Here is a 12,834-nt window from a genome sequence, read left to right on the forward strand (position 1 = left end):
TTATTGTAAATTCATCATAAATTTGGCTTTTTTTCGTAAAAAGAAGTCATAAAATATGAAATTATATTTTATAATTTTTTAATTTACAATCAGGATATTGAAATTAAGTTTTATTGTTGTATTATCTAATTGTAAGCGATGACAAAAATATATTTGGGGGTAATTATTATGAAATCATATGTCAAAAGATTTTTAGTTATTGCTGCGAGCCTGCTTACACTGCTCAGCATAGCTACGTTTACTGGTAATACAGTTAAAGCTGCAACTAAGGTTTCACCAACTAGTTCAGTGGCAACTACAACAATGTATTCCAAGAAATTGCATCTTGATTGGAATTACGATGTTTATGTTCCAGGTGGATACAATCCTAATGGAAAGAAGAAATATCCAGTTCTTTACATGATGCACGGATTATACGGAAATCATAGAAATTTACTTGAGAGATTCAATTCTCAACAAATGCTCGACGGGGCAATGAAGCGTAATGGTCAAAAGGCAATTGTCGTTTTCATTGATGGATTTAACAGTTTTTACGTTAATCAAAAAGGTGGCATGCAAATGGAAAGTGCCATCATGAAAGATTTAGTACCAAAGATCAATTCAACTTATAAAGTTTCTTCATCCAGAGCAGATCACGCTGTCGGTGGCATCTCAATGGGAGGTTACGCCGCTGCTAGACTTTCATTGAAATATTCTAACTATTTCTCAAAAGCTTTATTGATCTCACCATCTGTTTGGTACAGTTTGCCAAAGGACAATCCAATCAGAATGAACATGCATGCCTTTACTAATGGCAAGACTAACTGGTCGAATAAAGTTTATAACAGTTTGTTCCCAACTAAGTACATCAACAAGAAGACTAAGCCAGTTAAATTCTATGTTGAAACAACTTCAGACGATACAACTGTTCCAATTAAGAATGTTAATAGATTTGTGAAGACTTTGAAGAAAGATAAATTCTCAGTTAAGTATGTTAAGGATACTGGAGATAACCACAATTGGACATTTTGGACGAAAGCTACTCCGAAATCATACAACTGGTTGATGCAAGAATTTAAATAGGGGGTAACTAACATGGACGCAAAAAGTACTGCAAAAGAAATTTTGAAAAACGTCGGTGGCAAAGAAAATGTTACTGCTAACGTCGCATGTATGACGAGATTGAGATTAGGCATCAAGAATAATGACAAAGTTAACGTTGATGCCTTGAAACAAATTGACGGTGTTTTGGCAGTTGTTCAAGCTGATACACTGCAAGTCGTTTTAGGACCAGGTAAAGTTAATAAAATTGCTGAACCTTTCGCTGATCTGACTGGAGTTGCTTTGGGGAGCGACACTGACGACGAAGAAAGTGACGATGTTAAAGATATTGCTAAAGAAAATAAGAAAGAGAATAAGGCTAAACATGATAAACCACTCCAACGTGGTCTACAACACATTGCTAACGTCTTTATTCCACTTTTACCAGGTATCATCGCCGCTGGATTGATCAATGGTTTAGCTAATGTTATTGATTATCAAACCGGATCAGCTTTTGTAACTGATTGGTGGTATATGACTATCAAGACAATTGGTTGGGGACTATTTACTTTCTTACCAATTTTTGTTGGAATGAATGCTGCTCGTGAGTTTAAAGGTAGTGCCATCCTTGGTGGTATCGGTGGTACGCTCTGTTTAGGAGTTACAATTACCGGTTCACCATTAAGTTCGCAAGCTATTTCAATGCCATTTACTAACGCCCCTTATACAGTCGGTGTTGGTGGTTTGATCACTGCCTTATTGATGGGTATTTTCTTTGCCTTCTTGGAAAAGAATTTGCGTAAGATTATGCCAAGTGTGTTAGATACCTTCTTCACACCACTTTTGACAGTTATTATTGGTTCACTATTAGCCGTTGTTTTCCTACAACCAGTTGGTGCTTGGTTAACAACTGCTATCTATACAGTTATGGATTTCATCTATACAAAACTCAGTGTCTTCGGTGGATTCTTACTATCATCAACTTTCTTAGCCTTAGTTTCCGTTGGTTTACACCAAGCTTTGACACCAATCCATGTGCTATTGAATGATCCTACTGGCCCTACTAAAGGTATTAACTACTTACTACCTATTTTGATGATGGCCGGTGGTGGTCAAGTCGGTGCCGGATTAGCTTTGTACTTCAAGTCAAAGAACAAACGCTTTAGAAAAATGGTTATGAGTTCAATTCCTGTTGCTATTTTAGGTGTCGGTGAACCATTGATGTACGCCGTTACTTTGCCACTTGGTAGAGCCTTCATTACCGCAAGTATCGGTGCTGGTTTTGGTGGTATCGTCGCTTCATTATTCCATCTAGGAGCCGTTTCTCAAGGTGTTTCTGGCTTGTTTGGACTATTGATCATGCAACCAGGACAACAGTGGGTTTACTTATTAGCCCTCTTAGTCGCCTATGCCGGAGGTTTTGTCGTAACTTGGTTCTTCGGTGTCGATGAAGATCGAATTAACGAAATTTATCCAGAATAAAGGAGAAAATTATGCTAGGATTTTCAGCTTATCTACACAATTCATTGACCAAAAAAGATTTAGAAATGTTCAATCGCTTTGTCGAAGCCGGTTTCAAAGGTGTCTTCACCTCAATCAATTTGCCAGAAGATGACCCAAAAGTTTTGTTGAAAAATTTGAGTGAGCTAGGTAGTTTATGCGCCAATCACGAATTGGAATTGACCTTAGACATTTCATCCAGTTCTTTGAAACGTTTGAATTTGAATCTGGATCGTGATTTGAAGGTTTTCAAAAAGATGCATGTCACGATGTTACGAATCGATGATGGAATCGACAATCAAAAAATTGCGCGACTAACTCATGGAATGAAAGTTGCTTTAAATGCCAGCACGATCGAACAAAGTGATATCGATGAATTGATAACAGCTCAAGCTGATTTTGATAATTTGGAAGCTTGGCATAATTATTATCCACGTGAAAATACCGGTTTGGAGAAGAATTGGTTTATTCAAAAGAATCAATGGCTTCAAAATAACCATTTCAAGGTAATGGCCTTTATACCAGGTGATAATAATTTGCGAGCCCCAGTTTATAAAGGCTTGCCAACTTTAGAGGAACATCGCTATGAAAATCCTCTAGTCGCTGCACTTGATTTTAAACAGCTTCAAGTTGATCGAATCTATGTCGGAGATCCAGCTTTGAAGCAGACGACGTTTGAACAATTTAGAAATTATTTTGTTAATAATGTTTTACAAATTAAGGTTAGTTTTGATGGCGCCGTACCAGATTATCTGAAGAAAATTTTCCATCAAAGAGCAGATGTTGCCAGGGATGTGGTTAGATTGCGTGAAGGTAGAAGTTTAAACCAAAGTGTGATTGCTCCCCAAAATAATTTTGCTAGAAAAATTGGTGCAATTACTTTGGATAACCATCTTTCGGGGCGTTACCAAGGTGAATTGCAGTTAGTTAAGGTCAATTTGCCGGCTGATGCGACGGTTAATGTTATCGGGCAAGTTTTGACTACAGATTTGAAATTATTACAGTATTGCCAGGCTAATCAGGCAATTGAGTTGATTGATAGAAATGAGGGATTATAATTGGACATTAAGAAATTATCGACGGAGGGGCGGAATCCTCAAACGATGAATTTGGATGAAATGACTGCCGAAGAGATCGTTAAGGTTATGAATTCTGAGGATCAAAAGGTTGCTCTAGCCGTCAAAAAGCAGTTACCTCAAATATCAATTGCCGCCAACAAAATTGCCGAATCCTTCAAAAAAGGTGGCCGTCTCTTTTATACCGGGGCGGGTACTAGTGGTCGTTTAGGTGTGCTTGATGCTGCTGAGTGTGTACCCACTTTTGGCACTGAACCAGAGATGGTCCAAGGTTTGATTGCCGGTGGTAGTAAAGCTATGACTGTAGCGGTTGAAGGTGCTGAAGATAGCGTTTCAGAAGGGGCTGATGATTTAAAAGCTCATGATTTGAACAAAAACGATGTAGTTGTCGGTATCGCAGCTAGTGGTCGCACACCTTATGTAGTGGGTGGCTTGGATTACGCCAATAGTATCGGGGCAGAAACTGTGGCTTTATCTTGTAACGACGGTTCAGAAATCAGTCAACACGCTAAAGTCGCCATTGAAGTAGTTGTCGGTCCAGAAATTTTGTCTGGTTCAACTCGTCTGAAATCAGGAACTGCTCAAAAGATGGTTTTAAATATGCTGTCGACGGTCGCTATGGTCAGAATTGGCAAGACTTATGGCAATTTAATGGTTGATGTTAAGCCTACTAATCAAAAATTGGTTCAACGCTCGATAAATATTATCGGTGAAGTTACCGGTGTTGATGAAACCGTGGCTTTAAACACATTAAAGAAAGCTGATTATTCAGTTAAAGATGCGATTGTGATGATTGCTACCGAAACGGACAAACCAGCTGCACAAGAAAAATTACGTCAAGCAGGTGGTTTTGTTCGTCAAGCAATTAAGTGAGGATAGAACATGGCAAATACGGTTTTACTGACAATTAAAACGGCGATTGAACACGCAAGTAAAGCTGAGAAAGCACTCGGCCAGTATATTTTAGACAATGTGCAAGAGATTCCTGATTTGAGCGTTGCCCAACTGTCAGATAGAAGTGGTGTCAGCCAAGCGACAATTGTCCGTTTTTCGAAAAACCTCGGTTTAAGTGGTTTCGCCGATTTGAAAGTAGAATTGGCCAGATCGACGGTAGATAACGTCACCGGATTGTATGATGAAATTTCTCCAACCGATGGCGTAGCTGATTTGGAGCGCAAGTTGGCAGTGAGGATTCAACATACATTAGAGACGACCAACCAAGGACTAAATCAATCGACTTTGAAAAAGGTTATCAATCTATTGGCAGACTCTAACGTGATTTCCGTTTATGGTCTAGGAGCTTCCAACTTAGTGGCCGAGGACTTTACACAGAAATTTTCTCGAATTGGTAAAACCGTCGTCCATACGCAAGATACCCACTTATTGTTATCCAACATCTTAACTCAGCCAAATTCTCAACTCTTATTTTTAATCTCTGATTCAGGAGAGACTAAAGAAACTGTCACGCTAGCTAAAGCCGCCATTGCAGCTAAAATTACCGTGGTGGGTATAACGTCTAATCCTAAAAGTAGATTAGCAAAATTAGCTACTTTAACAGTTTTGACCAGTAACACCGTTTCGAGAGATAAAATCAGATCAGCTGCCACGACCTCTTTGATCAGTCAGTTGTATACGGTTGATTTACTGTTTTACTTATTCTTGCAGAAAGACTATCAAAGTAACGTCAGCAAGTTGAAAGAATCGCACTTGTTGGTTGAGAAATATTTTTCCCGAAAGAAATGAAATCATAAATATTATTTGAAAAATCGCTGTTTTGGAAAAGATGGCGATTTTTTGTTGTCTAGACCTTTGCAAACAACCGCCCACAGGGATATAGTAAACATATGTAAACAACCAAAACAATTGAGGTAAACAAATGGCAAGTATAAGAGATATCGCTAAAATGGCGGGAGTGTCAGCGGCTAGTGTTTCCAGAATTTTAAACAATGATGAGACTTTTAGTATCAATGAAAACACTCGTAAACGAGTAATTGACATTGCTAATCGCCTGCACTATTCAAAAGAGAAGAATTTAAAGAGTCCACGTCGGGCTAGTTCAGACATGTCGATTGGTTTAATTTTGCGTCATAATAGTGAAACTGAGCTCAAAGATCCTTATTTCTTAGCCATTCATCGGGGAATTGAAGAAGAGGCTGCTCAATGGAGGCTGCAAGTTAGCAAAGTCTTTGGGATGCGTGATACGGATAAAGATTGGGATCAGTTGTCCAGATACGGTGCCATCATTATGGTTGGTCAAATGACAGAAAAGGCCATGGATATGGTAATGGCGCGCAATAAAAATTTAGTTTTAGTTGATAATTATATCAGTGACGAAAAATTCGATCGAATTCAAACTGATTTTACTGATAAAACATTTAAAGTTTTGGATCTGCTGTATCAATATGGCCATCGAAAGATTGCTTTTGTTGGTGGTCGTAGCAGTATTGTTGACGCGGATGGCAGCCGAATCAATAGTCGGCATGAGGTACGGGCAGTGGCTTATGAACGGTGGATGAATCTGCATGGATTACATGAGAACATCAATACTAATGTTGGTCAATGGGAAGCAGAAGATGCTTTGAAGATGACTAGTGAGCTGTTACAAGAAAAAAATTTGCCAACGGCAATCGTTGTGGCCAGCGATCCAATGGCAATGGGAGTCTACAAAGCTATTAATAATGCCGGTTTGAAGATTCCGGATGATATTTCAGTTGTCAGTTTTGATGATGTTGAGATGAATCGCTATCTCACACCAACCCTTTCTAGTATCAAAATGGATTCAGAAGAGATGGGACGGATTGCCGTAAAAGTGGCCCGTGAGAAAATGATTGGTGATCGTAAGATGCCAATTCAAATTGTTTGTGCGAGTGACTTGAAAATTAGAGATTCAGTTTTAGATTTAACAAAAAACAAAAAATGATTTTGAAGATATTTGAGATTTATAAAAAATTTCAAGTATTTTTTATTTGGACTTGTGTAAACGTTAACTAAACAGTTATAGTAATTCTTGTAAACGTTTACATAACATTAAAGAGGGGAATCAGTAAGAATGAAAAACTTTTTAGATGCATTCCAGAAGAAGATGGGTCCGATTTCCGAGTTAATCGGAGCTAATAAATATCTTCTAAGTTTACGTGATGGATTCATGTTAGCCTTCCCGGCAACAATGTTTGGATCAATCATGGTTATTTTACAAAATTTACCAACTACATTTGGTTTCGACAAGTTCTTGCCACAATGGTTTAACGATTTTCTAATGAATTTCTTTGGACCCGTTGGTAACGCTACAATGTCAGTCTCAGCTCTATTTATCGTTTTTGGTATTGGATATCAACTAGCCGGACATGAAGGTCAACAAAAGATTTTCGCCGGTGCAATTTCACTATCAAGTTTCTTGATGTTACTACCTATCGGTGCCGATAAGAAATTAGGTTCATTTATTGCTATTAATGACCTTGGTGCCCAAGGTATGTTCGTTGGTATTATTACAGCTATTGTTGCCACAAAGATCTACTGTGCTATCAGTGCAGCACATATCACTATTAAGATGCCTGCCTCAGTTCCTCCAATGATTGCTGAATCATTCGTTGCTATCATTCCTGGTGCTGCTCCATTGCTTCTTTTCAATATTATTAGATACATCTTTACCTTTACTTCATGGGGTAATGCCGTTGACTTTGTTTACGAAATTTTACAACAACCACTTATGGGATTAGGTGGTACACTTCCAGCCGTTCTAGTTGCCGTCTTCTTTACACAACTATTCTGGTGGTTTGGTGTTCATGGTACATTGCTTGTTAACTCAATCATCGACCCTATCATGGGTGCTTTAGCTATTGAAAACTACAACGCCTATAAAGCCGGTGCTGCTCAATTACCACATATTATTAACACAACATTCATGGGTGTTTTCGTTAACCAAGGTATGCAATTAGGTTGTGCGATTGTCTTTGCTTTCTTCTTAGCTAAGTCAGTTCGTATGAAGACTACTATGAGAACCGTTTTTGCTCCAGCTATCTTTAACGTTTCTGAACCTATGACTTATGGATTACCTATTGTTTTGAACCCTGTTTTGTTAGTTCCATGGATTTTAGCTCCACTTGCTTCAACAACAATTTCTTACTTTGCAATTGCTGCTGGATTAGTACCACGGCCAATTGGTGCGACAGTTGTCTGGACGACGCCTATCTTCTTAGCCGGTTGGCTAGGAACCGGATCAATTGCTGGTGCTATTCTACAAATCGTTGACGTTGTCGTTATGACATTAATTTGGATTCCATTCTTGAAGACAATGGATAACGAGTTCTTGAAAGAAGAACGTGAGACAGCTAAACAAGAAGAAGCTGGCGCTACTGACTAGGAGGATATTATGAGAGTCGATACGTTGAAATTTAAATATTCATATAATGCTGATCAAGCGGATCTATACAAAACACTAATTGATGAACAGTTGAAGTATTTTCAACGTATGGATCCCAGAATTAGACACTTAGAAAAGGGTACTAGTATCAAAGCTCAATTAACGACTAAAGTGAAAAAACTCGCTACTACAAATACAATGACCGTCAAAGACATTGAGCAAAATAAGCTCTTTCAATTTGAAACAGAACAACCAGACGGCTCAATTTTGCAAACGTATAAGTTTGAAACTAATAAGCGTGGTAAAAAATATTTGGTCTATTCAGAAAAAAATACTTTCAATAATGCACGAAATCAAACGAATTTTATGTTAATAGAAATGTTCTATAAATTCTTCTATAACCGTGGAGTTAAGAAGAGAATGCAGTATTTAGACGATTTAGCAATTAACTAAAGGGGCATGAGAGTAGAAGGGAACGTATATCACATGATCGATGTAACAGGAAATATTTTTCATTTGCACAATGACAAAGTTAGTTATCTATTTTACGTTATGGAGAACAAACAATTAGGACATCTCTACTATGGAAAAAACCTAGGTGACATAGAAGAAGATGATTTGAATTACTTGTTGCAACACAACAGTAAATCAGCAGGAACAGTTAAATATTCACCGGAAATTAAGAATTTTACTCTGGCTGATCACGAGTCAGAATATCCAGTCTATGGATCATCTGATTATCGAATCGGTGCTATCGACGTCTATAAAGCAGATGAACCTTGGTATTTAGACTTTCATTATCAAAGTTATACTATCGAGAATACTAAAAAACGTGATTTAAGTTTTCCTACTAGTTATGCACAAAAAGATTCCGAAACTTTAGTAATTACACTAGAAGATACTGAACATCAATTAAGACTGTTGGAATACTATACGATTTTTGCGGACAATGGAGCCATCGTTCGTAGTCAAAAATTAATCAATTTAGGTACCGAAAAAGTTGCTATCAAAAATATGATGAGTGGCGTTATAACGTTACCAACAGCTGACTATGACTTTTTGAGTTTGTCAGGAGCATGGCTGAAAGAACGTCATATCAAGCGTCGCCATATTGAGCAAGGCGTTACGTCAGTGGAATCACTCAAAGGAGCCTCTAGCCATCAACAGAATCCGTTTGTCGCTTTAGTTAGCAATCACGCAGACACGAATTCGGGTGATATCTATGCTGCCAATTTAATCTATTCTGGCAATTTTCTCAGTCAGGTTGAAGTTAACGAGTGGGATAAAGCTAGATTATCGATCGGTATCAATCCTAAGTACTTTGAATGGCAACTCGATCCAGAACAATCATTTCAAACTCCTGAAGCGGTACTGTTCTACAGTGGAGAAGGTTTCAATGGCTTGATGACTGAAACGCATGGTTTCGCCGAAAATCATGTAATTGACCGCAAGTGGAAAAAGGAAAAACGTCCAATTGTTTTCAACAACTGGGAAGCTACCTACTTTGACTTCAATGAGGACAAGTTATTGTCATTAGCTGAAGCTGGTAAAGATTTAGGAATGGAGTGTTTTGTGCTTGATGATGGTTGGTTTGGCCACCGTGATGATGACCGCTCTTCATTAGGAAATTGGGCGGTTGATAAGTCGAAATTCCCTGACGGGATGCAGCCTTTCGCTGAAAAAATTCACCAGATGGGCTTGGAATTTGGCCTTTGGTTTGAACCTGAAATGGTCTCACCGGACACACAAATGTACCAAGAACATCCAGATTGGGTCGTCCGTCACCCATACAAACGTGTAGGAATTGGCCGTGGTCAGTATGTCCTAGACTTTGCTAATCCAGAAGTAGTTGATGCAGTTTATAAGCAAATGAAACCTACAATTGCGGCTACTAAATTGGATTACATCAAGTGGGATATGAATCGTAATATTACTGAAGCTTATTCACCATATTTGAAGAAAATGGGCCGTCCTCAAGGCGAATTCTTCCACCGATATATCTTGGGTGTGTATGCACTCTATCAAAAGATCTTATCAGATTTCCCTAATATTTTAATTGAAGGCTGCTCCGGTGGTGGCGGTAGATTTGACTTAGGAATTCTCTTCTACAGTCCCCAAATTTGGCCAAGTGACGACAGTGACGCGATTGAAAAGCTCGATATTTTGACCGGAACTGCTTTAGCCTATCCATTGTCAACGTTTAGTAATCACGTTTCTGCTGTTCCAAATGATCAAGTAAAACGCATTACACCGCTAGCAATTCGTCAGACAGTCAGTGATTTTGGACCATTAGGTTATGAACTAGATTTGACTAAACTCGACGATGGTGAGAAAAAAGCTATCAAGGAAAATGTCAAATTTTATAAACAAAATCGCCAATTATTGTTGCATGGACATTTTCAACAACTCTTGACCGTTGATCCAGATGCCAATGAAGTTAGTTTTGGCGTAGTTAATGATGATCAAAGTGAAAGCTTTATTGGCTTTTACCGCAAATTAGCCCGTCCAAATTCTTCAGTAATCAAACATTTGAAAGTACCATTTTTGAGTGAAGATAAGCATTATGCAGTTGGCAATGAACGGATCAGTGGACGAGTTTTGAAGAATATCGGTTTGTTAGAGCCGTTCGAATTCAACGGCGCTAATTTAGAAACCGCTCAAGTTAGTGGCGACTATCAATCTTTCATGTTTCATTTGAAGAGTTAGGAGGAAGTCATGGATAAATTTTTGTACGGTGGCGACTACAATCCTGAACAGTGGTTGGATCAGCCAGAGATTCTCAAACAAGATTTGGAATTGATGAAAAAAGCTAAGATCAATACCGTAACGCTAGGAACTTTCTCCTGGGCTTCAATTGAACCACGCGAAGGTGAGTATCACTTTGAATGGTTGGATAAAATTTTTGATGATATTTATCAAATGGGTGGTCACGTTATCTTGGCAACTCCAAGTGGCGGCCGTCCCCAGTGGATGAGTCAAAAATATTCTGAAGTCAATCAAGTGGATGAATACGGTCGTCGTCATACGCATGGATTCAGACAGAATCACTGTTATTCATCACCGATTTACCGACAAGAAACTCAAAAAATCAATACCATATTAGCTAAGCGTTACGGTAAGCATCCAGCTCTTTTGATGTGGCATGTTTCAAATGAATTTGGTGGTCAGTGTTTCTGTGACCTGTGCCAAGAAAACTGGCGTAAATGGCTACAAAATAAGTATCAGACTTTAGATAATTTGAATAAGGCTTGGTATTTAAGAGTTTGGAGTGGAATGTATAGCGATTGGAGTCAGGTGTTACCACCTAATCCTTTAGGGGAAACTAAAGTACACGGAATGGATTTGGATTGGAAACGTTTTGTGACCGCTATGACGATTGATTTTTATGAGTCTGAAGCTAAACCACTTCGAGAGATCACACCTGATATTCCCATCACGACTAATTTCATGGCCGAAGGACTCGACAAGGGTGATTACTATCCCATCACTGGCCTTGACTATAGTCAGTTTGCCAAACATGTCGATGTTGTCAGTTGGGACAGTTATCCGGCTTGGCATAACGATTACGAAACGCTGGCTGAAACGGCTATGAAATCCGCTTATACGCATGATTGTTTCTATTCTTTGAAGCATAAACCGTTTTTGATTATGGAATCGACACCAAGTTGTATTAATTCGCAACAGTACAACAAATCGAAGCGTCCGGGTATGAATATTTTGAGCAGTCTGCAACAGATTGCCCATGGTTCGGACAGTACGCTCTATTTTCAAATCCGCCAGGCACAAGGTAATTCGGAGAAGTTTCATGGTGGCGTGATTGGACATGATGGTTCTAGCGAGAATCGAGTTTACCAAGAAGTAGCTCAATATGGTTCGAAACTTGAAAATATCGCAGAAATCAAAGGTGCAATTAAAAAGCCAAAAGTCGGAATTTACTATGATTGGGAGAGCAATTGGGCTTTCAACCGTGGTGGAGCCTTTGGTCGACCAACTCGTTTAGGAATCCAGACTTTACAAAAGCACTATTCGATTTTCTGGGGTCAAGATATTGCTTGTGAAATTATCAATGGTGAGGACGATTTCACAAAATATGATTTGATTATTGCACCAATCATGTATATGTACCGCGATGCCACCGTTACAAAGCTGGAAAAATTTGTTAAAGCTGGTGGTACGTTAGTGGGTAGTTACTTTACAGGTATGGCTGATGAATACGATCGAGTTATCTTGAACGGTCTACCAACTAAATTACGTGAACTATTTGGAATTAACACTAAAGAAATTGATACCCTCTATCCCAAACAACATAATCATGTTGAATTTGGAGATAAAAGTTATGTAACTAAAGATTATAACCAAATAATTGATACCACTACCGCCAAGGTATTAGGTAAATATCAGGATGATTTTTATCAAGATACCCCAGCAGTAGTCAAAAATGAGTTTGGCCAAGGAACTACTTACTATTTAGCAACTAGATTAGGACGGGATTTCTTGAAAGAATTTTATCGTCCAATAATTGACAAGTTGCAGCTAGCAAATGATTTTGTATTAGATTCGAAGTATGAAGTTTCTTGCCAAGTCAGAATTAAAAATGGTGTTAGATATTATTTCCTGATGAATTTTTCTGAGGATCAACAAGTCATTCATACAAGATGTGAAAGTACTAATGTTGAAGATGGATCGACTGTTGGGACAGAGATTCATTTGGAGAAGTATGGTTGTTTGGTTTTAAAGTTGAATGAATAGTAAAAATGGATGACTCCTTTTTTGGGGGGCATCCATTTTTATAGTAAGTTTTTATCTTTTATCCAATATATCAATTTAGTAAAATATGTTTTACCATGTTAATACTTCAGATTCACTTTAATAAATTTG

At 38.3% G+C, this 12,834-nt stretch carries 10 protein-coding genes; all 10 read left to right on the forward strand.

Going from position 1 to position 12,834, the window contains the following annotated elements; genetic code table 11:
* Positions 1–168: 168 nt before the first annotated feature.
* Positions 169–1,062, forward strand: a complete 894-nt coding sequence (locus EGT49_RS06650; protein ID WP_135372732.1) for an alpha/beta hydrolase — start codon at positions 169–171, stop codon at positions 1,060–1,062.
* Between the two features lie 12 nt (positions 1,063–1,074).
* The gene (locus EGT49_RS06655; RefSeq protein ID WP_135372734.1) at positions 1,075–2,502 is read left to right on the forward strand and encodes a PTS transporter subunit EIIC; all 1,428 of its coding nucleotides are present in this window, start codon (positions 1,075–1,077) and stop codon (positions 2,500–2,502) included.
* An 11-nt stretch (positions 2,503–2,513) separates the two neighbouring features.
* A complete protein-coding gene (locus tag EGT49_RS06660) occupies positions 2,514–3,578 on the forward strand; it encodes a MupG family TIM beta-alpha barrel fold protein (protein ID WP_179949625.1) in 1,065 nt (354 codons plus the stop codon).
* On the forward strand, positions 3,579–4,469 hold the full coding sequence (murQ, locus tag EGT49_RS06665) for an N-acetylmuramic acid 6-phosphate etherase (protein ID WP_135372738.1): 891 nt from the start codon (positions 3,579–3,581) through the stop codon (positions 4,467–4,469).
* Between the two features lie 9 nt (positions 4,470–4,478).
* On the forward strand, positions 4,479–5,339 hold the full coding sequence (locus tag EGT49_RS06670) for a MurR/RpiR family transcriptional regulator (RefSeq protein WP_135372740.1): 861 nt from the start codon (positions 4,479–4,481) through the stop codon (positions 5,337–5,339).
* Between the two features lie 133 nt (positions 5,340–5,472).
* A complete protein-coding gene (locus EGT49_RS06675) occupies positions 5,473–6,516 on the forward strand; it encodes a LacI family DNA-binding transcriptional regulator (RefSeq protein WP_135372742.1) in 1,044 nt (347 codons plus the stop codon).
* A gap of 129 nt (positions 6,517–6,645) precedes the next feature.
* On the forward strand, positions 6,646–7,956 hold the full coding sequence (locus EGT49_RS06680) for a PTS sugar transporter subunit IIC (protein WP_135372744.1): 1,311 nt from the start codon (positions 6,646–6,648) through the stop codon (positions 7,954–7,956).
* A gap of 9 nt (positions 7,957–7,965) precedes the next feature.
* Positions 7,966–8,409: a DUF3284 domain-containing protein gene (locus tag EGT49_RS06685; protein WP_135372746.1), complete on the forward strand. Its 444-nt coding sequence runs from the start codon at positions 7,966–7,968 to the stop codon at positions 8,407–8,409.
* A 33-nt stretch (positions 8,410–8,442) separates the two neighbouring features.
* The gene (locus EGT49_RS06690; protein WP_135372792.1) at positions 8,443–10,662 is read left to right on the forward strand and encodes an alpha-galactosidase; all 2,220 of its coding nucleotides are present in this window, start codon (positions 8,443–8,445) and stop codon (positions 10,660–10,662) included.
* Between the two features lie 9 nt (positions 10,663–10,671).
* The gene (locus EGT49_RS06695; RefSeq protein WP_135372748.1) at positions 10,672–12,705 is read left to right on the forward strand and encodes a beta-galactosidase; all 2,034 of its coding nucleotides are present in this window, start codon (positions 10,672–10,674) and stop codon (positions 12,703–12,705) included.
* Positions 12,706–12,834 lie beyond the last annotated feature (129 nt).

It is taken from the genome of Companilactobacillus suantsaicola, assembly GCF_004745525.1.
In the GTDB taxonomy this organism is placed as follows: domain Bacteria; phylum Bacillota; class Bacilli; order Lactobacillales; family Lactobacillaceae; genus Companilactobacillus; species Companilactobacillus suantsaicola.